At 60.9% G+C, this 22,430-nt stretch carries 17 protein-coding genes and 2 pseudogenes; 9 read left to right on the top strand and 10 right to left on the bottom strand.

The window, feature by feature from the left end; genetic code table 11:
• Positions 1-14: 14 nt before the first annotated feature.
• Genes EFAMC1_RS07080 through EFAMC1_RS07070 form a run of 3 tightly spaced genes read right to left on the bottom strand, consistent with a single transcriptional unit; the run spans position 15 to position 4,690 of the window.
• Complete coding sequence (locus EFAMC1_RS07080; RefSeq protein WP_022349656.1) at positions 15-899, bottom strand: DUF4238 domain-containing protein; 885 nt, start codon at positions 897-899, stop codon at positions 15-17.
• Position 900: 1 nt separating this feature from the next.
• On the bottom strand, positions 901-3,963 hold the full coding sequence (locus EFAMC1_RS07075) for a type III restriction-modification system endonuclease (RefSeq protein ID WP_154053595.1): 3,063 nt from the start codon (positions 3,961-3,963) through the stop codon (positions 901-903).
• Position 3,964: 1 nt separating this feature from the next.
• Positions 3,965-4,690: a hypothetical protein gene (locus EFAMC1_RS07070; RefSeq protein ID WP_197702167.1), complete on the bottom strand. Its 726-nt coding sequence runs from the start codon at positions 4,688-4,690 to the stop codon at positions 3,965-3,967.
• A 605-nt stretch (positions 4,691-5,295) separates the two neighbouring features.
• Between EFAMC1_RS07070 and tet(W) the strand changes: the two genes are divergently transcribed.
• From tet(W) to EFAMC1_RS07060, 3 genes and pseudogenes are all read left to right on the top strand, one after another.
• On the top strand, positions 5,296-7,215 hold the full coding sequence (gene tet(W), locus EFAMC1_RS07065; protein WP_000691721.1) for a tetracycline resistance ribosomal protection protein Tet(W): 1,920 nt from the start codon (positions 5,296-5,298) through the stop codon (positions 7,213-7,215).
• A gap of 81 nt (positions 7,216-7,296) precedes the next feature.
• A pseudogene (locus EFAMC1_RS11230) lies at positions 7,297-7,386 on the top strand (XRE family transcriptional regulator); the annotation flags it as partial.
• Positions 7,386-8,048, top strand: a pseudogene (locus EFAMC1_RS07060) (DUF4368 domain-containing protein); the annotation flags it as partial. The pseudogenes EFAMC1_RS11230 and EFAMC1_RS07060, both read left to right, overlap by 1 nt.
• A gap of 53 nt (positions 8,049-8,101) precedes the next feature.
• Here the strand turns inward: EFAMC1_RS07060 and EFAMC1_RS07055 are convergent.
• From EFAMC1_RS07055 to EFAMC1_RS07035, 5 genes are read right to left on the bottom strand one after another with little or no spacing between them, the layout of a single operon-like run.
• On the bottom strand, positions 8,102-9,337 hold the full coding sequence (locus EFAMC1_RS07055; RefSeq protein WP_197702168.1) for a site-specific DNA-methyltransferase: 1,236 nt from the start codon (positions 9,335-9,337) through the stop codon (positions 8,102-8,104).
• 11 nt (positions 9,338-9,348) lie between these two features.
• Positions 9,349-10,143: a hypothetical protein gene (locus EFAMC1_RS07050; RefSeq protein ID WP_033499420.1), complete on the bottom strand. Its 795-nt coding sequence runs from the start codon at positions 10,141-10,143 to the stop codon at positions 9,349-9,351.
• On the bottom strand, positions 10,127-10,909 hold the full coding sequence (locus tag EFAMC1_RS07045) for a DUF4391 domain-containing protein (protein ID WP_033499419.1): 783 nt from the start codon (positions 10,907-10,909) through the stop codon (positions 10,127-10,129). The genes EFAMC1_RS07050 and EFAMC1_RS07045 overlap by 17 nt, the downstream gene beginning before the upstream one ends.
• The gene (locus EFAMC1_RS07040) at positions 10,906-14,151 is read right to left on the bottom strand and encodes a helicase-related protein (RefSeq protein WP_154053594.1); all 3,246 of its coding nucleotides are present in this window, start codon (positions 14,149-14,151) and stop codon (positions 10,906-10,908) included. The genes EFAMC1_RS07045 and EFAMC1_RS07040 overlap by 4 nt, the downstream gene beginning before the upstream one ends.
• A 4-nt stretch (positions 14,152-14,155) precedes the next feature.
• Positions 14,156-14,368 (bottom strand): YlcI/YnfO family protein, encoded by a 213-nt coding sequence (locus EFAMC1_RS07035; protein ID WP_261981816.1) that lies wholly within the window; start codon positions 14,366-14,368, stop codon positions 14,156-14,158.
• A 575-nt stretch (positions 14,369-14,943) separates the two neighbouring features.
• On the opposite strand from EFAMC1_RS07035, the gene EFAMC1_RS07030 reads away from it, so the two are divergent.
• The 5 genes from EFAMC1_RS07030 (at position 14,944) to EFAMC1_RS07010 (ending at position 21,027) form a co-directional block, all read left to right on the top strand.
• Entirely contained in the window at positions 14,944-16,713 is a 1,770-nt protein-coding gene (locus EFAMC1_RS07030) for a collagen binding domain-containing protein (RefSeq protein ID WP_154053592.1), read from the top strand.
• Positions 16,714-16,836: 123 nt separating this feature from the next.
• Entirely contained in the window at positions 16,837-18,291 is a 1,455-nt protein-coding gene (locus tag EFAMC1_RS07025) for a SpaH/EbpB family LPXTG-anchored major pilin (RefSeq protein WP_187324596.1), read from the top strand.
• Between the two features lie 111 nt (positions 18,292-18,402).
• Complete coding sequence (locus EFAMC1_RS07020) at positions 18,403-19,260, top strand: class C sortase (RefSeq protein ID WP_222838668.1); 858 nt, start codon at positions 18,403-18,405, stop codon at positions 19,258-19,260.
• Positions 19,261-19,371: 111 nt separating this feature from the next.
• On the top strand, positions 19,372-20,325 hold the full coding sequence (locus EFAMC1_RS07015) for a class C sortase (RefSeq protein WP_154053589.1): 954 nt from the start codon (positions 19,372-19,374) through the stop codon (positions 20,323-20,325).
• 447 nt (positions 20,326-20,772) lie between these two features.
• Positions 20,773-21,027, top strand: coding sequence for a hypothetical protein (locus tag EFAMC1_RS07010; RefSeq protein ID WP_154053588.1), 255 nt, complete (start codon positions 20,773-20,775; stop codon positions 21,025-21,027).
• On the opposite strand, the gene EFAMC1_RS07005 is transcribed toward EFAMC1_RS07010, so the two are convergent.
• A complete protein-coding gene (locus EFAMC1_RS07005; protein WP_154053587.1) occupies positions 21,024-21,290 on the bottom strand; it encodes a type II toxin-antitoxin system RelE family toxin in 267 nt (88 codons plus the stop codon). The genes EFAMC1_RS07010 and EFAMC1_RS07005 overlap by 4 nt on opposite strands.
• A complete protein-coding gene (relB, locus tag EFAMC1_RS07000; RefSeq protein WP_154053586.1) occupies positions 21,287-21,502 on the bottom strand; it encodes a type II toxin-antitoxin system RelB family antitoxin in 216 nt (71 codons plus the stop codon). The genes EFAMC1_RS07005 and relB overlap by 4 nt, the downstream gene beginning before the upstream one ends.
• A gap of 207 nt (positions 21,503-21,709) precedes the next feature.
• Between relB and EFAMC1_RS06995 the strand changes: the two genes are divergently transcribed.
• On the top strand, positions 21,710-22,360 hold the full coding sequence (locus tag EFAMC1_RS06995) for a hypothetical protein (protein ID WP_154053585.1): 651 nt from the start codon (positions 21,710-21,712) through the stop codon (positions 22,358-22,360).
• Positions 22,361-22,430: the final 70 nt, after the last annotated feature.

The raw sequence follows: 22,430 nt of genomic DNA, 5'->3' as shown, positions 1-22,430 counted from the left end.
CTGTTCGCTTGACTTCAATCGCGTACCGCGTGCTCGAGCGGGCCGCTTCCCCTCGATATGGCGACATCCCAATGCTCGCAGTTAAGCAGAAGAAGTCGGTTCATGAACTCGACGCCCGAAAAACCGAGTCTCGCAAACGGCGGAAATAGAGGGTCATCTGAAAAGACCGCAGCATACTCACTGCTCAACGGCATATACGCGAGATGAAAATCGTACGAGTCGTCCTCGGGCCCGATGATGAACATAGGCATCGACGTCGTAACGAACCCTGAGCCGACGGGTGCCCTAAGGATGGAGAAGCTCTTCTCAAAAAAAGCCTTTCGAATACGGTTAACTGGCACAATATCATCGTTGGAGAAGAGCATGGTTGCGGCGGCGGCAAGCTCGACCACCGCTTGGGAATCCCCGCGCCAATCCGACCAATCGAGCAAGCCGAGCTCATAGGGTGTCAGATGAACGTTTCTGAGCAGCTCTTCGGCAGTCTCGCGTGACCATTTCTTGTCGACGCGCATACTGATAGGGTGCCGGACGATGATATTTGCTGCCAGCTCGCAAACGGCGGCTTTCCCATCAGAATACCCTTCGTCTTCGCACTGGTCTTCTTTCTGGCGTTCCAAAAAGCGATCGTAAAGCGGCGCGATGCGGCTCTCGAGCTCAGATAGCTTAACCTCGATGAGGTTCTGCGCATAGAATCTGTCTGTCGCATCGCCTGTCGCATCGGCATGCTCGACCTCATAAAGATCGCGCATGCTGCAAAGGTTCTCGCAATTCGTGCGGAAGAAGGAGCCCTTCTGTCTGCTGTAGGCATGAAGCTGCCCGGAGGAATCCGCGAAATGGCGCAGGTAGAACCGCGGCACCCAGTGCTGCTTTCGCGTCATCTTTCCGGGCAGCTTCGACATCCTAAGCCTTCACCGCCTCGTATTGGTAGGTCGTGCGCACGTTGTAATGGAAGTCGTTTCCGAGGTCCAGCGCCTCGAAGTGCTTCTTGGCGCAGCCGATCTTGATCTTCTCCGCGTCGCGCAGGGCGGGCTCGCCGTTCTTGCCGCCCTTGGTCTCGGTCACGAAGTACACGCGGCGCTCGCCGTCGGCCTCCTCGACGTACGCCCAGTCGGGGTTGTAACTGCCGAGCGGCGTGTCGATCTTGAACGCCGAGGGCAATTTCGCGAACACGAGAACCTCCTCCTGCTTGTCTAGAGCCTCGGCAAAGGAGCGCTCGACCCCCGCCGAGTCGTAGACCACGTAGTTGTACAGGCTCTTGCTCGTCATGTCCGGCTTCCACGCGTTCTGCCCAAGGTAGGCCGTGTAGTCGTCAAGCTCGAGGTCGCGCATGGTGTACCACTCGTCCTCGGGAAGGCGCACGTACTTGATGCCCTGGGCGATGAGGTCGTTCTTCACGCGGTTGATCTTGTCGCCGACCTGCGCGAGGAAGGTCGCGGGGTCGATCTCGAACTCGTCGAGGCGGCTGCAGCCCTCGAGGATCGCCTTGATGGTGCCGCGGGTGAGCCCGACGGCGTCCTGCAGCTCTGCGATCGGGTCGGGAAGGTCGTATTTCACCTTTCCCGAAACGGACACCACGGAGGTGCCCGTGCCCTCGGCGCTCACGCCCGCGTCGTCGATGCCCAGCGAGGCACGCTCGCTCGTCACCTGGGGCGGGCGCACGGCGAGCATGCCGTCGACAGCTTCGATGGCATGTTCGATGAGCTTGCCGGAGTCGACCTCGACCTGGAAGCGCGTGCGCTGGCGGATGCGGTCCCACAGGGCCTGGAACGCAGGGTCGAGCGTGACGTCCTTCTGCAGCTCGACCGAGACCTCCTTGGCCTTGTCACGGATCTGGACCCTCTGGGACTTGTGGATGATGATCGCCTCGACCTGCTCCTTGGCAGGCTCGAGCTCGGCGGGGAGCTCGACCTTGCCCTCCTCGGCGGCCGCCTTCAGCTCGGGCGTCACCGCGCCCTTGTCGTCGACCATGCCGGTCGCGACGAGGTGGTCGTAGACCTGCTTGGACTTCTCGTAGCCCAGGCGCTCCTCGACGCCATCATCGCCCTTGACCGTGACCTTCGTGAAGCTCTCCGGAGTGATGACGCCGAACTTGAAGTCCTCAGCCTCAAGCTCCTTCTGCAGGCCGTTGGCGAAGTCGTCGTAGCTCTCGTTCGCGATGACGGTGAGCACGTTCGCCTCTGGGTCGTACAGGCGCTCGCCATCCTGGTTCACGCACAGGCGCAGACCGCGGCCGATCTTCTGGCGCTTGGTCAGGTTGTCCTTTGTCTCGACGAGCGTGCAGATCTGGAACACGTTGGGGTTGTCCCAGCCCTCCTTGAGCGCGGAGTGGCTGAAGACGAAAGAGACGTCCTTGTCCGCGTCCTTGCCGTCCGGGAAGGAGATGAGCGTCTCCTTCTTCTGCATGATGAGCTCGAAGGCCCCGGCGTCGTCGGCGGTGCCGGCGGCTCCCTTGGAGTCCTTGAACTTGCCCTTCTTGTCCTTGGCGAAGTATCCCTGGTGCACGGCGTGGGGGTCGCGCACCAGCGGGGCGCCGACGGCTTCGTAGCACTCGAGCCACGTGCCCTTGCCGATCCCCGCCGCCTTTGCGATGCGACGAGGCGCCTTCGAGTTCAGGGCACCTGCGTACTCCTCCTCAAACATCAGGGCGTACAGGCCGCCGTGGACTTCGGGCTCGTAGACGCGGTATCGGTCGACGCGGTCGATGAAGAAGAGCGAGAGCACCTTCACGCCGCGCGGCCACAGCTCGAACTGGCGGGCCAGGTGGTCCTCGATGGTGCGGCGGATCTGCGCGCGCTTGACGACCTCCTCGTTGACGTCGCCCAGCGCCTCGCCGAGCTCGAGCACCTCGCCGTTCTGGAACTCTATGAACTCGTCGCCCACTGCGGCGCCGATGTTGTTGACCACCCAGCCGCTCTCGTAGTCGCTGTTCTCGCCGCTCTTCTGGTAGAGGTCGTTGCCGGTCTTCACCGTGACGGCCTTGCGCTTCTGCGTGCCGTCGGCCTGGCGCACGTCGATGGACACCTTGGCGGAGAACGGGTCGGACTTGACGGACTCGAGCCTCACGTACGCGCCGTTGAGGTTCGCCTCGGCCTTGATCGAGTCCACGCAGATGCCCTTCACCAGGTGGCGCTCGAAGGCGTCGACCGGCGTGAGGCGGTAGATCATGTTGTAGGCCTGCTTGTGCGTGGCCGAGTAGCGCAGCACGAACAGCGGGTTCAGGCTCTTGATGGCGGCCTTGGCCTGCTTGGTGTTGTCGACGCTCTGGGGCTCGTCGATGATGACGACGGGCTTGCAGGCGCTCACGAGCTCGCGAGGGCTGAAGCCGCCGGTGAGCTTCTCGCTGGGACGGTGGAAGAGGTTGCCCTCCTTCGCGGTGCCATCCTTCTCGAGGCCCTTGTTGAACGCGTCGATGTTGATGACCATGACCTGGATGGAGCTAGACGTGGCGAAGTTACCCACCGGCCCCATGTCCTTCGAGTCGTACACGAAGTAGTCGAGCGGCGTGCGGTCGTAGAGCGTCTCGAAGTGCCTGCGGGTGGTCTGGAGGCTCTTGAGGACGCCCTCGCGGATGGCCACGTTCGGCACGACGATAACGAACTTGGTGATGCCGTAGCGGCGGTTTAGCTCGTAGATGGAGCGGATGTAGACGTAGGTCTTGCCGGTGCCGGTCTCCATCTCGACGGTGAAGTCTCGCAGGCGCCCATCGGTGAGGACGTCGGTTGCCGGGAGGCAGCCCTCCTCCTGCACGGCGTGCAGGTTGTCGAGGAGCTGGCCCGGCGCCACGCGAAGCTCGTTGCCGTGGCCGACCATGAGCTCGCCGATTGCCGTCTGGCCTTTGCGGCCGGAATCGGCGGAGAATACGCTGCCAATAAATTGTTGTCCGCGGAACAGGTCGCAGGTTGCTTCGATGGCCTCCAGCTGGTGCTGCTGGTCGGATGAGAACTTGAACTCGAGCGCCGCCATGCTAGACCGTCCTCAATTCGATCTCACAGCCCATGCGCTCGCCGGCGTGCTTGAAGATCTGCACGGCGTTGAGCTTGAGGGTGTCGTCGAGGACGGAATCGAGGATGAGAACGCGCCTGGGCTCCATGTCGGCGATGGCCTCGAGCGCCTCAATGGTGAGGCCTCGGGACATGCAGCAGACGAGCTCGTCGCAAGCGACGGACCAGATGGGATAGCCCGCGGCTTCAGACTTCTCGACGGGCAGCGTGAGCTCGAGGCCCCATTTGAGCATCATCTCGAAGACGATATCCATATCGGAGCGATCGGGCTTGACCACGTCGAAGAGGAGCTGACCGGGCTCGGGCTTCTCAATGCCGGACTCATCGAGCTCGAACACACGGAAGCCGATGTCGGGAAGCTGCTTGGGTCCCTCGCCAAGCTTGAGTTGACGGTTGGATTCCTCGAGCTCGGTTTTGATTTTGTCGCCTGCGCGGCGAATGCGTCCTTCGCCTATGTCGCAGAGAGTCTCATACCCGTCCTTGTAGGCGTCGCGTTTCGGGTCACAAGGCTCTGGAAGCTGGACAAGGATAAACTGATAGCGATCATCTTTTCCGAGCTCCTGCAGGAACATGGCATGGGCGGTCGATGCTGAGCCTGAGAAAAAATCAAGCACAATATCACCCGTGCTTAAATGCTCATGTACGGTAAAGAAGCAAGCAACCGAAAACAATAGATAGACCGCCAGCACTACACTATTCCGAACCAAAGACCAAAAGATAAGCATTTTGAGAAAATCTAAACTTTTGGATTTTCCTACAATGCCGACTACGGCGGAATCCCTCCCACTCCTTATATATTTCTTTCTGTATACATTGAATTTGTATTTAGTAAAATGCAGACAACACCACGGATCGGCTTTTGGCTGGACAATTCCAACCAAACACCGCAGCAGACAGTAGAAACCATTCTGAACGTTAGGAAGCCGGTATGATTGTTACATATAAGGGGAAGAAAAATTTCTTTTAGATACTTGTTTTCCTAAAACTGATGTGATATAATAATTCAAGCCCAGAAAAGGAGTAAAAAATATGCGGCAAGGTATTCTTAAATAAAACTATAATCAAATAGTGGGAACAAAGGATTATGATAGTCCCTTTTGTAGTGGCTTAGTTTTTTGTACCCAATTTAAGAATACTTTTGCCTTATCAATTTTGACATATCCCCAAAAACAGCACTCACAAACAGGTGTAAGCTGTATATGTGTATGTCCGCAAATTATCATCCCCAGTGGTAAAAGTATTTTACTGCTGGGGATTTTTATGCCCTTCGGGGCAGTAAAGGGAGGACAATCACATGAAAATAATCAATATTGGAATTCTTGCCCATGTAGACGCTGGAAAGACGACCTTGACGGAGAGCCTGCTATATGCCAGCGGAGCCATTTCAGAACCGGGGAGCGTCGAAAAAGGGACAACGAGGACGGACACCATGTTTTTGGAGCGGCAGCGTGGGATTACCATTCAAGCGGCAGTCACTTCCTTCCAGTGGCACAGATGTAAAGTCAACATTGTGGATACGCCCGGCCACATGGATTTTTTGGCGGAGGTGTACCGCTCTTTGGCTGTTTTAGATGGGGCCATCTTGGTGATCTCCGCTAAAGATGGCGTGCAGGCCCAGACCCGTATTCTGTTCCATGCCCTGCGGAAAATGAACATTCCCACCGTTATCTTTATCAACAAGATCGACCAGGCTGGCGTTGATTTGCAGAGCGTGGTTCAGTCTGTTCGGGATAAGCTCTCCGCCGATATTATCATCAAGCAGACGGTGTCGCTGTCCCCGGAAATAGTCCTGGAGGAAAATACCGACATAGAAGCATGGGATGCGGTCATCGAAAATAACGATAAATTATTGGAAAAGTATATCGCAGGAGAACCAATCAGCCGGGAAAAACTTGTGCGGGAGGAACAGCGGCGGGTTCAAGACGCCTCCCTGTTCCCGGTCTATTATGGCAGCGCCAAAAAGGGCCTTGGCATTCAACCGTTGATGGATGCGGTGACAGGGCTGTTCCAACCGATTGGGGAACAGGGGAGCGCCGCCCTATGCGGCAGCGTTTTCAAGGTGGAGTATACAGATTGCGGCCAGCGGCGTGTCTATCTACGGCTATACAGCGGAACGCTGCGCCTGCGGGATACGGTGGCCCTGGCCGGGAGAGAAAAGCTGAAAATCACAGAGATGCGTATTCCATCCAAAGGGGAAATTGTTCGGACAGACACCGCTTATCCGGGTGAAATTGTTATCCTTCCCAGCGACAGCGTGAGGTTAAACGATGTATTAGGGGACCCAACCCGGCTCCCTCGTAAAAGGTGGCGTGAGGACCCCCTCCCCATGCTGCGGACGTCGATTGCGCCGAAAACGGCAGCGCAAAGAGAACGGCTGCTGGACGCTCTTACGCAACTTGCGGATACTGACCCGCTTTTGCGCTGCGAGGTGGATTCCATCACCCATGAGATCATTCTTTCTTTTTTGGGCCGGGTGCAGTTGGAGGTTGTTTCCGCTTTGCTGTCGGAAAAATACAAGCTTGAAACAGTGGTAAAGGAACCCACCGTCATTTATATGGAGCGGCCGCTCAAAGCAGCCAGCCACACCATCCATATCGAGGTGCCGCCCAACCCGTTTTGGGCATCCATCGGACTGTCTGTTACACCACTCCCGCTTGGCTCCGGTGTACAATACGAGAGCCGGGTTTCGCTGGGATACTTGAACCAGAGTTTTCAAAACGCTGTCAGGGATGGTATCCGTTACGGGCTGGAGCAGGGCTTGTTCGGCTGGAACGTAACGGACTGTAAGATTTGCTTTGAATACGGGCTTTATTACAGTCCGGTCAGCACGCCGGCGGACTTCCGCTCATTGGCCCCGATTGTATTGGAACAGGCATTGAAGGAATCAGGGACGCAACTGCTGGAACCTTATCTCTCCTTCACCCTCTATGCGCCCCGGGAATATCTTTCCAGGGCTTATCATGATGCACCGAAATACTGTGCCACCATCGAAACGGTCCAGGTAAAAAAGGATGAAGTTGTCTTTACTGGCGAGATTCCCGCCCGCTGTATACAGGCATACCGTACTGATCTGGCCTTTTACACCAACGGGCAGAGCGTATGCCTTACAGAACTGAAAGGGTATCAGGCCGCTGTCGGCAAGCCAGTCATCCAGCCCCGCCGTCCAAACAGCCGCCTGGACAAGGTGCGCTATATGTTTCAGAAGATAATGTAACGTCTTGCGCAATGCAAGCGTTCATTGCTGGCTATTGCGAAATATCATTGATAAAATCAGTATCAGAAAGGAGAAACTATTTTGAACCAGGAACAGACGAATATTACAACAGGAAAGCAAATACGTCATCTGCGAACACAATTGGGAATGACACAGGAAGAACTAGCCGGGGTATGCTGTTCTGCGCCGACTGCGGCCATGTGCTGTATCAGCAGCGGTATCAGAACAAGAACCGCAAGCAGGACTGTTATATCTGCGGCAGCTACAAGAAGCGTACCCGTGACTGTACGGCACACTTTATCCGCACCGACCTTTTGACGGCGGGCGTGCTTTCCAATCTCCGGCAAGTGACGGAATACGCCGCCAGGCATGAGAGCCGCTTTGTAAAGCTGCTCATCCAGCAGAACGAAATCGGCGGCAAGAGAAAGACCGCCGCAGCCACGAAGCAGCTTGAACAGGCCCAGACACGCATTGCCGAAGTGAACCGCATTATCAAGCGGCTGTATGAGGACAATGTAAGCGGCAAAATCAGCGACGAGCGTTTCATGGAGCTGTCGGCGGACTATGAGCAGGAGCAGCGGGAACTGAAAGACCGGGCTGCCGCTTTGCAGGAGGAACTTTCCAAGTCGCAGGCCGCCACCGTCAACGCCGAGAAATTCATGGGGATTGTGAGAAAGCACCTTGCTTTTGAAGAATTGACCCCCACCCTCTTGCGGGAAATGATTGAGAAAATCGTCGTGCATGAGTGCAGCTATGACGAGAACGGCACCCGCAGGCAGGACATTGAGATTTATTACAGCTTTGTCGGCAAGATAGACTTGCCGGAAGCCTAACGCCTGACCTATCCGACACAGCCCTAAGTGCCGGATAGGAACGGCAAATTTTTTTACACTTCTATTACTTCTTTATCGCACATTAGCAGATTCGCAAGGGTTATCAGGCGCTGAAGTAGTTTCGTCGGTTTCGGTCCATCGAAATAGCCCTTTCCGTCAAATAGAGATACGAGCTCCTTGGCGCCTTCCTGGCTGTGACCCACTTCTTTGTAAAACATGATTGAAGTTGGAGCCATTCCATCATATTTGAGCTCTGTTAGGAAACGCTTGATGCAAGGGACGCTGTCGCCGTTTGGGCCAAACCAAATGCGGTTATCCTGGAGTCTCTCGCGAAACGCGTTTCGCGAGAGCCTCCAGCAGCGTCCTGCTGGAGGCTCTACAACACGCCCCGAGGGCGTTGTGATTGGATAGTCGGAATCTGGGCTGTAAGTCTTTACACTGAGGTCGCTTGGCTTCCAAACGCCTCGAGGGTCGTTGTCTGGATTCTTGTAGCGGGCGTTTGCCTCGTCTGTTCTCGGCAGGCGTCCAATCACAAAGCGCTCAATGGATTTGGCGTATACGAGAACATAATCATGGCTATTTGAAACGTATTTGGCGTCATTCTTGGGCGAGTAAGCTCGTTCCCAGATTAGCTGAGAAACGAAATTTGCCTCTCCGAACACCTCGTCACAGAGGATGCGCAAATTGCGGTCTTCGTTATCGTCAATCGAAATGAAAATGACGCCATCGTCGGTTAGGAGCTCTCGAGCCAGTCTCAACCTAGGGTACATCATCGAGCACCAGTCGCTATGGTAGCGGCCACTTGTGTCGGCGTTGGACTGGCCGGCGAGTCCCGCCTGCTCCTTATAGTTATCGACAGAGTTGCCGAAATTGTCCTTGTAGACAAAGTCGTGACCCGTGTTGTAGGGTGGGTCGATGTAGATCATCTTGACCTTGCCGTGGTAGCCGCGCTGTAGGAGCTTCAGCACCTCGAGATTGTCGCCTTCGATATAAATGTTGTCCGAGTCGAAGGACCCATCCTCTCCATCGCGGCTGCGGCTTTTCTCGATACGGGGACGCAAAGTAGCAGTGCTGGACATCTGCGACTGGCGGATGGCATCGGCCTTGCCGGGCCACGTGAACGCATAGCGCTCCAGGCCCTCGTCTACCTCGTCGCCAAGCTCCAGCCGCAGTTTGTCGAAGTCGATTCCGCTCTCGGAGAACACTTCGGGCATCAGCTCCTTGAGCTTATTCAGGCGGTCGTCAATAAGACTCTCCGATTCAAGAGTCATCTTTTCTATCTCGCCCATGAGGTCTCCTCCTAGGAAAGTTGAGATTTGATTAGTTGAACTATGTAGGGCATGGCGGCAATAAAAACGTCGGTGCCCTTGCCGGCAAGCCAGCTCAGGAGTTTGTCAAGCTTGCTGCCCCGTTTGCTTTTATCTTTTGTGTTGAGATCGCCCATCATCCCTTTGAGCAGCGTCTTCTCGTCATCGGAAAGCGTTGTCTCTGGCAATTTGTCAATCTGTTCAAAGGTTGCCTCTAACGTGACCTGTACGTTGCTCGTGGCGGATGCCGTGAGGCTGACGCTAGCGCCCTGCGCTTCGGCGATTTTCAGCTTACGGAGCTCCTCATCACGGAAATGCTTCAGTTTGTCGATACGTAGTTGCGTCTGTTCATCGTTGAAATCATTGCGATTGGAAGACCCATAGGAATAGGAGGCTAGTCCGTCCGTGTAGGAGTCGTAGCCCCTCGCGTTTGCGTAGACGTAGTCGATTGAGTCGTATACGGCTTTGAGCTCGTCGTCTTTCACGCCCTCTTCAAGAGCTTGCTCCAGTCTCCTGATATGCTGCGTTATAGTTGCGCAGAATGCGGCACCGAACGCTTTGTCGTCTGAGTCTTCCCGCTTTAGGCGCAGCTTCTGGAGAATCATCCCTAGGTCGCTTTTCGAGTAGCGAAATGAGCTTGAGGAATTGATATATTTTAAAGCCTCGGGGTTAGTGTAGTCGAGGTCGAAGACCTGCATGATTTCACGGCAGAGCGCATCAACATCCTCATCTGCAGCATCACTCAAAAGGCGCGCCGCTCGCAAAATATACTCATCTAGAACGGCCATTGCAGATCTCCTTTATCTCATCGGCGACCGCCCTCAGGCGTCGCTCCTCTTCCTTCATTTCCATCCTCAGCTTCGCGGACTCGTTGAGCGTTATGTCCTTCGACCGCCGCTGCTCCTTCAGCCGCTTGACGGAGGCTCCCATCTCATCGTAGCGCGACGTGAGGGCGATCAGCTTTTCCCGGTCTCGAGCGGGGCATACGGGGTAGAACCCCAGGCCGCCAATCGCGCGGGACAGCGCTACGGTGCGCGACAGGTCGACCAGGTACTCCCAGAGGTCGCCCTGCGAGAGCCGCCCGAATGCCAGCGCGCCTAGGAAGTCCGCGTATTCTGAACGGCCAGGATCGAACGCGCCCGTCGACTCGACTCGGTCGACGACCGTCGCGCCCTGCTCGGCCTGGCTCCTCCGCGTGAGGGCGACCGATATGCACGCGCAGCCGCCCGCCTCGACCAGGAGCACCGTCGGGTTCGGGAAGCACTTGTGCACGAGCTCCGCCACCTCGGCCACCGCCATGGTCCCGGCTGTCATCTCGCAACGGAGGAAGACGACGCTCTGCACGTTGCGCTCGTCGTCCTCGTACGGCGGGATGCGCGTCGTGGACTTCTGGACCGTGGCGAAGTGCTCGAGGCGCGCGACCTTGTCGAGCCTCTTCTGCTCGGTCTTGGTGAGCATGGCCTGCTTGACGAGCACCGTCTTGGGAATGCGGCGGCATCCCGCGAGCGCCGCTTCGGGCAGGCGCAGGATTCCGTTCCAGTCGATGCCGCTCATCGCAGCACCGCGAAACATACCAACGAGTAGTCGTTGAAGCCCATGACGGTGCCGCTGCCGACCTCTCCCAGGCTGAACAGGCTCTCGATGCCTTTGTCCTGCTGCGTTCCGGTGATGGCCGCAACGACATCGTCAAGCAGGTCGGTGTAGGCGTCCATCCTCGTCCCGTCGCGGGTCTCGCGGTTGAACTCGCGGCACAGCTTAGCGATGGGCTCGGGATGCCCAGAGCAGACGGCGCGCATGATGTCGAGCGCCGGCTTGGGCTGCGTGTGCTTCGTCATGACCTCACCGTCGCCTGACACGTACACCACGTAGTACGGGAAGACGGGGTTCGTGTCCCTGGGGTCGTTGGCCTCGTCGTTCTGCCTGAGGCAGAAGACCACGCCCGGCTTCACGTCGCCTCGGAGCTCGTCGGGTATGGCGGCCACGGCGTGCAGGCCCACCGGCGAGTTCTCCAGCGCTCCGGGGTGCTCTTTCGCGTAGCGCTGGAGCTCGACGCGGAAGTCGTCGAAGGCGAAATCCGTGATGGAGATGCCGCCCGAGATGTCCTCGAGGTCCAGCACCTCGCTTTTGAGCTGCTGGAGCTGCTGGCGGCGGTACTTGAGGTCGTTCATCTCGCCGTTGCCCTTTGCCTCAAGCACGTTCTCCTCGCCGGTGGCCGAGGCGTCGAGCAGCGCCATGCGGCCCTTCACGCGGCCCTCGAGCTGGATGTACTCGTCGAGCGCGATGTCCGGCCAGAAGTTGACCAGCTGGATCTGCGCGTTGGTGGAACCTAGGCGGTCGATGCGGCCGAAGCGCTGGATGATGCGCACCGGGTTCCAGTGGATGTCGTAGTTCACCAGGCAGTCGCAGTCCTGCAGGTTCTGGCCCTCGGAGATGCAGTCCGTCGCGAAGACGACGTCGATCTCGCCGAGGGCCCTCTGGTTCTCCGGCAACTCCTTGGAGACGGGAGAGAACCTCGCGAGGATGTTCTCGAAGGTGGTCCGGGGAAGCTTCAGCGAGTAGGTACGGTTGGAGCTGCCAGCCACCTCGGCGCACTCGACGCCAAGCTCGCGCTTCAGCCAGGGGGCCAGCTGCTCGAAGAGGTACGCAGTCGTGTCGGCGAACGCGCTGAACACCAGCACCTTGCGGTTGTCGGGGTTGTACGGCTCGCTGACCTTGCCGGCGATGAAGTCGCGCAGCTTCACGAGCTTGGCGTCGCGCTCGGGCGTCACCGCGTCGGCGTAGGCGAGCAGGGCCCGGAGCACCTGGATGTCGAAGTCGAGGTCCTGGCCCAGGCGCAGGGCGTCGACGTCGCGCAGGTCGACGCGCACCTTGCCGCCGGCCTCGAACTCCTCGGCGTCGTCGTCGTCGAAGCCGTCCTCGAGGCCCTCGGTGCCGTAGGCGACCCCCGACGCGTCGGCGTCGAGCCTCGCGCGCAGGTCGACGCAGCCGTCGAGGATTCGGCGCAGCGTGATGCGGAAGCTGTTCACGGAGGACTCCATGCGCTTGAGGACGTTGATGCGCATGAGGTTGGCCACCGCCGTCGTGCGGTGGACCTGGCTCTCGAAGTCCTTGCCCCACGTGTCCCCGTAGCGGTCCTCGTACTTGCGGCGCTGGTCGGCGCGCACGTAGGAGAGCACCTGGTACTGGGCGAACGTGAGCTGGGCGATCATGTCGTTGAGCTCTGCGATCGGCGGCAACTCGCCTTCCAGGTCGATGGGCGTCTGGAACGACAGGGGCGGCCGGCGCGCCGGGAAGGTCCCGCTCGCGGCGCCGTAGTACTTCGTGATGTGCTTGCGGCTGCGCGCGATGGTCAGCACGTCGAGCAGCTTGAAGTAGTCGGCGTTCACCGCGTTCACGAAGCTCTCGGTCGTGCGCTCGGAGTCGGAGAGCTTGCTCCACTCGTTGAACCTCTGCTGGGCGACGCGCGTCACGTGGGTGATCGACGGGATGCCGTCGGTCTGCTCGAGGTACGCGTCGTCTCCCTCGGTGATCAGCTCTATCTGGTTGCGCAGGTCGAGCAGGCGGTTGTTCACCGGGGTGGCAGAGAGCATGAGCACCTTGGTGCGCTGGCCCGACTTGATGACGTCCTCGATGAGGCGCGTGTAGCGGTCGGTCTTGTCCGCGTCGGTGCTCTTGTTCCTGAAGTTGTGGCTCTCGTCGATGACGAGGAGGTCGAAGTGGCCCCATCGCAGGTGCTCGAGATCCACCTCGCCGCTCATGCCATGGTAGCGCGACAGGTCGGTGTGGTTGAGCACCGTGTAACTGAAGCGGTCGTCGGCTAGCGGGTTTCGGTCGTCGTTGTCCTGGGTCCACAGGGTCCAGTTGTCCCGCAGGCGCTTCGGGCACAGCACGAGGATGCGGTCGTTGCGCTCCTGGTAGTACTTCATGACGGCGAGCGCCTCGTAGGTCTTGCCCAGGCCCACCGAGTCGGCGATGATGCAGCCCTTGTACTTCTCCAGCTTGCGGATGGCGCCCACGACGGCGTCCTTCTGGAAGTCGTAGAGCTTGTTCCAGACCACGGACTCCTCGAACTTGAGGCCGGGGCGGATGCCGTTATCCTCGTCGTCCTCCATGAAGTCGCGGAACAGGTGGTACAGGGTCAGGAAGTAGATGAACTCGGGCGGGTTCTCACGGTAGAGCGTCTCGACCTGGGCGGCCACCCGTGCGGTGACCTCCTCGACCATGGCGGGGTTGTCCCAGACCGACTCGAACATCATCTTGAGGCCGATGGCCTCGGTGGCGTTTTCGAAATGGCTCACGCAGGTCACGGTTCCCGGGCGGCGCTCGTAGCCGAGGCCCTCCTGGGTGAAGTTCGCGGCGGCGCCCATGAAGGCATGGTCGTCGCCGGAGGGATTCTCCACCACGTACGTGCCGCCCGGTTGTATAGCGCCGGACATCTTGGCGGACCTGAAGACGCCCTTCTCGCGGATCCACTCGGCGCATTCGCGGGCGAGTGCGCGTTGGTTTAGGTTGTTGCGCAGCGTGAGCTCGAGCCCCGAGCCGCCGACGCCGACCTCGCGCTCGCGGCGGGCTACCTCGAACTCGCGCGGCTCCTTCGAGTCGGCCATACGCTTGACGAAGGTGGGCTCGCTGAACAGGAAGCGCACCTCGTCGACCTTGGAGAGCTCCTCCTTGAGCTCCCCGTAGGCGAACACGGTGAAATAGGAGCTGATTATCGACAACTTCGCGCCGTCGTCGATGGATTCCCCGAGGGCGTCTCCCAGGCGCTCGGCGCCGACGTTGCTTAGCGACTTCACGCCTCTATGCCCCCTTCCTCGCCAGCTCTTCGATCATGCACGTGCGCACGAAGGCGGAGAAGCTCATGCCCCGCAGGGCCGCCTCCTCCTTGGCCGCGTCGCGCAGGGTGTCGGGGATGCGCAGGGTCACGGAGACCTGGTCGCCGCCTACCAGGAAGCTCCTGATCTCGGTCTCGTCGGGGTTGCCCTTGATGAGCTCCTTGTAGCTGCCGGGCATCTGCGCTCCCATCGCTCGAAATGCAATACAAATGCGTTTTCAGCAGTATAACGTGGTGACGCAGAGCGACGCCAGGAATGCGGCGGCGACCGAGCATGCGCGGCTGAGCCGGGGGCGGGGCCGACCGGCCCCTGGCATCGCAAGACAACCAGTACTGCATCTTTACCTTGCGCTTACCAATCTGCTCTTGTACTATGAGCCAAATTACTCTACGCACGGGGGCGTTGTCCTCACTTCTGCGCGCAGTGTCCGGTTTGCAGGCATGACGGTTGTGATTCATGTGACAATGAGACGACTCCATATGCGCGCCACGTGCCGTGAGGCAGCTCTCGAAATGTTGCGGGGGGGGGGCCTTGCTGCCTCCGCGACTAGGCGTAGCGGCGCTGCTCGCCTGCACACTCCTCGTGCTCGGCTTCGGGCTCCTGGCGACTCGTGCGCTGGCCCAGACGACGGGTGATAACTCATGGCAAATCGTCTCTGGTAGATACGATCCGTCCCATACCACGAGCGAGGGCCTCGATTCCTCGCAGCTTTCCGAATACAACTTCATAGAGTCGCCCGACGGGGCCGTCCGCGTGACCAAGACCGTGGAGCCCACCGGCACCGAGGACGAGTTCTGGGTGCATCTCTCGGTCGACACCTGCGCCAAGGCTGTCCAGGTGACCGACTACAAGTCCTTCTTCGAGTCCATGCCCTGGGAAGGCGTCACGTCGAATGCCTATAACGGCGAGAACCCTGGCACGGTGAAGGACAGCGTCAACGGCAGCGCAATCACCGTAGCCGGAGGCGCGCACTACGCCAACCGCGCCACCTTCGAGATCCAGGACCCCCAGGGTCGCACCATCGCAAAGGGTGTGACCGTCTCCTGGAGCCAGGCGAACAACACGACCTTTTTCGTGAGGATGGGCGGCAGGTACATCCTGATGGGCCTTAAGGTGAGCGTGGGTGCGAGCAAGGTCGTCCGCCTCTCGGACGAGGCGTACAAGCTCGTGCAGGACTCCATCAAAGGTGCCGTGAGGCAGGGCCCCAACCCCGCGCTTGGCTCTGTGACCGATGTCATGGGGGCCGACGTGGAGTACCTGGGTGACGTCAGCGCCCAGGCGGGGGCCGCGACGTATGACGATGCGTCGAACACCCTCACGTGGGACCCGCAGTACAAGCAGGGCTACCGGCAGGTGACCGAGGACCCCGTGGTCCACGAGGAGCGCAACGAGCACGGGGCCGTCACCAAGGTGACCGTCACCACCTCCACGTGGAACTACGGCGTGGCATCGCTTGCCTACAAGGTGCGCCTGAACACCCAGACGCCCAGGTTCAAGAGCTCCTACGACCCGGCGGGCGTCACTAACCCCTACGACACGAACGACCGCGCATCGCTCTCCTACAGCTACAGCGATGACGGCAGCGCCACCAACGACAAGCAGGGGTCCGTCGACTTCCCCAGGCCCGAGGTCAAGGGCGTGCTCTATGACCTTGCGCTCAAGAAGGTCGACGAGGACAAAAGGCCCCTTCCCGGCGCCACGTTCAGCCTCGTGCGCTCGTGGACGGACTCGAACGGCGACCCCCACGAGGAAACGGTGAGCGAGTCGCTTGTGTCTGACGGCGAGGGCAACGTCGCGGTCACCGGCCTTCCCTGGGGAAGCTACACCCTGACGGAGACCGCCCCTCCCAAGGACTTCGCGTTCATTGCGGCGAACTGGTATTCGCGCGACTACTCGCTGAGCTACACGGTCGGCCAGGGCGAGGGCCTTACGGCCTCGAACCTGACATCGCCGGGTCTGCATCATGCCATGAGCTCGGCAGACATCCCAACGATGATGAACTTCTACTACAAGCAGGACGTGAGGCTCCTGAAGGTCAGCACCGAGGACAGCCACGAGACGCTTCCGGGCGCCAAGTTCACCATCTGGAGGGATGACGGGGACGACGCGTTCGACCCCGCCAGGGACGTGAGGCTCGAAGAGCTCGAGACGAACGATGGCGGCCTCATCACCTTCAAGCGCCTGCGCGTGGGGACGTATTTCGTAAAGGAGACCTACGCCCCAAGCGGCTACGGCCTGAGTGACAACGTCTATCGCATCCGCGTCTTCAGTGACGCCGGCGAGGCCGGCGGCGCCCCGGGCAACCACATCCAGGTCGGGCTGGCAGACGGGGGCGACATGCGTGCCCCGGAGCAAGAGAATCAGCTGACCGTCGCCGACAAGCCCATTCCCGCGCTGCCCGACACCGCAGGCCCCGGAACCGGCGGCATGTTCGCGACGGGTGCCTGCCTCATCGCCTCGGGCGTGCTCGCGCTGCTCGCCTGTCGCCTGCACGACGCCCGGCGCTCGCGAATGCGGCGCTAGGAACCGGCGCGGCGACCCGCGTCGGCGCAACCACCCCGTTACGTTCCGGCCGCCTGACCGGTGCGCATAGCCAAAGAAGAAGTCTGGCGAGAGGCTTGGGCCTCAGTGGAAAGGAGAATGGCTATGAAGAAAGTCCCATTCGTCGGAAGGACGGTGGCCATCGCGGCCCTGCTGGCAGGCCTGACGCTGTCTCCGGCCCCAGCCATAGCGAAGACGAGCGCCACGGACGTCGAGGACTCCAGCTTCACGCTCACGAACATCGCCAAGGGCGACGTCGTGAATGCCTACCAGATCTTCGATGCCGACATCGACGGCACCAACAACCTGACCTACACCTCCAAGGTCACGGGTCTTCCCGAGGCCTATGACACGGTCGAGAAGATGCAGTCCGAGAGGGACGGGCGCAAGCTCGCCGACGCCATCTCCGCCAAGGTCCTCGCGAGCCAGGGCACGCCCAAGCAGACCGCCACCGCCGGCAGCGACGGACATGCGACCCTCACGCTGGACTCGGGCTACTGGCTGGTCGTCGTCACGTCCAACAGCGGCGTGACGAAGGTCTACCAAACCCTGCTCGTCGACACCACGCCTGCCGTGCGTAATGGCGCGTACGTGACCAAGACGTTCGAGGAGACCGCTGCCAAGACCGAGGACGTGCCGGCGCCTGACAAGAAGATCGTCGACGCGAACGGCAACGCGGGCCAGTCGAGCAACTCCTTCGGCGTGGGCGACACGGCGAGGTTCCAGATCGGCGCCACCATCCCCAACTACCCGGCGGACGCCACCCATATCACGTACTCCGTCACGGACCAGCCCGATGCCGGCCTCGACGTCGACCTCAACTCCTTCAAGGTGACCAACGGCGACGTCACCCTGACCAAGGGGACCGACTACACCGTCAAGGACAACGGCGACCACACCTACACGGTCCACTTCACGCACGCCTACATCGTCGCCCACCCGGGCCAGCCGGTCTCGATCACCTATGGCGCGAAGGTCAAGGCCATCAACATGCAGACCGGCAAGGTCGGCAACAAGGCCTTCGGCACCTTCAGCCCCAACCCGTACACCGCGGGGAACGTAAACACCGAGCCCAAGGACCCCTGGGCCCAGACCTATGGCTTCAGCTTCCGCAAGCTCGGCGACAAGGACGCCGCCCTGGCCGGCGCCCAGTTCACGGTGACGGATGCCGCCGGCGAGCCCGTGACCTACGTTGACGCCTCGGGCACCGCCCACACCGATGGCGTCGTCGCCTCAGACTCCAACGGCTACGTCTACGTGAACGGCCTCAAGGCCGGCACCTACAAGGTCTCCGAGACCAAGGTCCCCTCCGGCTACCAGAAGATCGCTGACTTCACCGTCGAGCTCTCCGCGAACTCCGCGAAGTCTGACACCCTGGCGACCGACAATGTGACGGAGACCAACTTCAACGTCTCGACGCCCGACAAGGTCGATCCCAAGCAGGGCGTCCTTCCCACGACCGGCGGCGCCGGCACGATCGCGCTCACGGCCGGTGGCGTGCTGCTCGTCGTTGGCGGCGGCATCGTGGTCGCGCGCTTCCGCAACCGCGAGCAGGACTAGCGCAGGGGGAGACGAGTGTCGCCTCGCCCTGACAGATCCCCGCGCGGGCGGAGGGGCAAGCATGCCCCCTCCGCCCGTCCTCGTGGCGCCCACCGGCGTCGGAGGCGCAACGTGCCGCTCGTCCTTGTCGCCTCCCTTGTCATTGCCCTGGGCCTCGCGATGATCGCCTACCCCTTCGCGAGCGACTACCTCAACAGGCGCGAGCAGGCGAAGGTGACCCAGGACCTCGAGCAGGTGACGAACGAGACCCCGGCGGAGGACCTCTCCGCGCAGATGAGGCGGGCGGTGGACTACAACGAGCGTCTCGCCTCCGGCAGCGCCTACGTCGTGGACCCGTTCGACCCGGATGCCCCGAGGACGAGTGACGAGGAGTACGTGTCGCTTCTGAACCTGGCCGGCAACGGTGTGATGGGCTCCATCGCCATTCCCCGCATTGGGGTCGATCTGCCCATCTACCACGGTGTTGAGGGCGAGGGAATGACGCATGCCGTGGGGCACGTTCCCAACTCATCGTTGCCGGTGGGTGGTCCCAGCACCCATTCCGTCCTGGCCGGGCACACGGGCCTGCCCTCCGCGGTGATCTTCGATGCCCTGGACAAGCTCGGCGTCGGCGACTACTTCGTCATTCGGGTGTTGGGCGAGGAGCATGCCTACAGGGTGACCTCGACCGAGGTCGTCCTGCCCGACGATGCTTCGAGCCTGGAAATACGGGATGGCGAGGACCTCGTCACGCTTGTGACCTGCACGCCCTACGGCGTGAACAGCCATCGCCTGCTCGTCCACGCGGAGCGCTGCGACGTGCCGCAGGATTGGGTGGACAGGAAGGCCGGCGGGCAGTTGGGCGAGGTTCCGCTCCTTGCGAGGCAGGCGGTGCAGGTTCCCCCCGTCGCCGTGGGCCTGGCCTTCGCCCTCGCCCTTCTCCTGGTCGCGTATGGCGCCTGGCGCCTCGTGCGCCGGATGAGGCGCTGAGGGCACGTGGGCTGGCAGTGGGTTCAGGTGAGCGATGTGGATGGCTGCAGGCGCGCGGGTAGACGCGCGCGGACGCAGGCGGGCCGCGGCAGGCCCGGACGACGCGCGGCGGTGCGCCTGCTTGGCTGGCTGCTGCTTCTTGTCGGGGCGCTGCTGCTCATCTCCCCGGATTTGGCGCGCATGTCCCGGGAGGCCGACGCCGCGGGGCAGGCCGAAGCCGTCAGGCAGGCGGCCCGTGCCGCCTCGGGCTCGGCCTCGTCGGGGCAGGAGGGCTCGAGTGTCCCCGGGGCCCCGCCCCTGGCCCAGGCTGCCGCCGACGCGCTGCCATGGCTGAGGTCATACAACGAGCGCGTTCGCGAGGGCGAGGGCCCTGCCATCAACGACCCGTTTGGATTCGGGGGCTCGGAGGGCTCCTTTGACGCGAGCGGTCTCGCCGGGCTTCCGGTGGCCACGCTGAGCGTGCCTGCCATGGGGTGCGAGGCCCCCGTCTACCTCGGCTCGAGCGAGACAAACCTCAGCCACGGCGCGGCCGTCGTGGCCGGGACGTCGGCGCCGTTGGGCGAGGACGGCTCGAACTGCGTCATAGCGGCGCACCGTGGGATGTACTTTCGGTGGATCGAGAACATGGCGGTGGGTGACGAAGCGACGCTTTCGACGCTGTGGGGCACCTTCACCTACCGCATGGTCTCCGCCGAGGTCATCTATCCCTCAGACATCGGCCGTGTCGCCGTCGTGGAGGGCAAGGACCTGCTCACCCTGTCGACATGCCACCCGTACGGTCACAACCAAAAGAGGTACATCGTCGTGTGCCAGCGCGTCGCCGGCCCCTCCACCGAGACCGCCGGCAGGGGCTCCGGGGCCGCACTCGTCACGGCCGTCGAGCGGGGCGTGCGGTCGTCGGTTCTCGACGATGGGGGCGTTAACACCCTCTTGCTCGAGGACGCGGGCAGCATCGTGGGGTGGCTTCTTGTTCTCGCCGTGTGCCTGCGCCTGATTTGGGGTGTCGCGCTCGTGGTGCGACGCCGCATCGCCCGCGCGCCGTCCCGGCACGGCGGCCCCACGTAGCGACTGGCCTCGCGTGAACAGGGGGCGACGTGAACAGGGGACGTACCCCTGTTCATGCTCATCCCAGGACGTGAACAGGGGACGTACCCCTGTTTTGTCGCAGCCTAGCTTGCGCGTGGTGAAGCCGTCGAAGGGCATGGAGGCCACGTTGTCATCCGCCTTATCGACATCATCGGGCAACCTGAAGAGAATCGGCAGCAACCGAGCCGGGTCTTGGCTTGTTGAGGATTAGCGGCTATCTTTTGTCCCGAAACACGGCATGGCGTTACCTGGCGGCACTCGATTCGAGATGGCAGTGAAAACTGGGTGCAACTGGAATGACTGGGCGGCGGAACCGATGCCATCGAGTGGGGGGGGGGTAGAGAAATTTAGGAATAGCATTCCCAAATTTGACCACAGTACAAGCAAATGAAATAACGCCCCCTATCCGAGGTCCTCAAGAGCCACATGAACGCCGGGGCGAACTTGCGCGACGTGTGGTTCTACCGCGACTCCAAGAAACGCGAGATCGTCCTGGTCATCCAAGTCGGGCTGCCGGGCGGGCTGGGCGGCATGGCGGTTCCCGTTTGGGCAAGCAAGATTCCACACGCGCCTATGACTTTCCAGCAGCGCGGCACGGGGGAGCGGTTGGCTGTTATTCGCGGCCAATGCATCCTGGAGCAAGCGGCTCCGAGGGTGTTTCCGGCGCAGGCTTTCGCTTAGTTGTAGACCGTGCTCCTGTGGCCCACCTTGAACACCTCGATGACGAGACGATCATCCTCGATTACGGCGAGCACGCGGTAGGAGCCAACCCGGTAGCGCCATTCTCCAGTGCGGTTCGCCGTGAGACCCTTGCCGAACGCGCGGGGGTCCACGCAGCCCTCTAGGTTCCTCTCGATCCAGCTCAGGATAAGCGACGCGTCGAACCGGTCCATCTTCTTGAGCTGCTTCTTAGCGGCGGACGAGAATTCGACGCGATAGCTCATAGCCCGAGCTCCGATTTGACGTCGGAGAGGGAGAAGCGCGCCCCGTCGTCTGCCGCCGCGGCCGCGCGAAGGTCTGCGAGGTCCTGGGAGTCCTCGATCTTCTCGAACACGGCGTCCCGCAGGAAATCGGAGATCGAAACCCCCTCAAAGGCCGCGTACTTGCGCACGACCTCGGCGTCGGCGTCGTCCATGCGAAGCGTCATCGTGGTCATAAAAGCCTCCTTATACTGAATACGTTGTATTCATTTTACCATCTGGCGATAGGTTCGATTCCGATAATATGCTCGCCCCCATGTACTCCTGCATCTCGGTCACCGCCATCCATTCGTCGCGTCCCCGGTTGCCCTCGGTCGCGGGGCGTTTCGTCGAGTGCGCCATGGTTGCCTCAAATCTTCCGCGCGATGCGCTTGCGCGGTCCCGTGTGCGTTTTCGTCTTCGCGACGTGGGGCAGGCTCATCAACCTGAAGACCTACGAGGATCCGGTGAGTGCCGCGATGCGCGCGCTATCCAGCATCGTGGACGGCCGCTCCTGCTCTATCGTGACCACCAACACCGAGGGTCACTTCCAGTTGGCGGGCTTCGATCCAACGCCCCTGTTCGAGATGGAGGGCAGATTCACCGAACTCGCCTGTAGCGCGGGATGTGAGGCTGCGCCCGTATCGAGCGAGCGCTCCGTGCACGAGATGGCGGCGCACGAGGAAGGCTGCCGCGTGCCTAACGAATACCACCCTAAGTGCGAGAGGTGCGGCGCGCCAATGCGGGTCAACATGGCAGATGGCAACAGCTTCTTCAAGACCGCTGAGTGGATGGGAAAGCACGCGGCCTTCAAGGACTTCCTCGCCGCGCATGTAAACGACAGGTCGGTGATCCTGGAGCTCGGCGTGGGGATGAGGAATCCACTCGTCACAGGAGCACTGGCAGAGGCGAAGCAAACCTTGCGAGATGCCTCCGCCATCGTTATCAACAAGGGCGGTGGCGCGGGATTGCGCCCGGACGGCGCTCTCTGCATAGACGTCGATATAACGAGAGCCCTCCAAGGGATAGAGCAAGAAATGAAACGATGTAGATAGATTCGAAGGACATGAGCGAGGTCACCGCTCAACTCGGCGATGTCTACAAAGGAGCCGTATCTGCTGGCCT

Source organism: Olsenella uli (assembly GCF_901212675.1).
GTDB classification, from domain to species: Bacteria; Actinomycetota; Coriobacteriia; order Coriobacteriales; family Atopobiaceae; genus Parolsenella; species Parolsenella uli_B.
The sequence above is the reverse complement of the archived record's forward strand: the minus strand, read 5'-3'. Positions and strand labels throughout refer to the sequence as shown.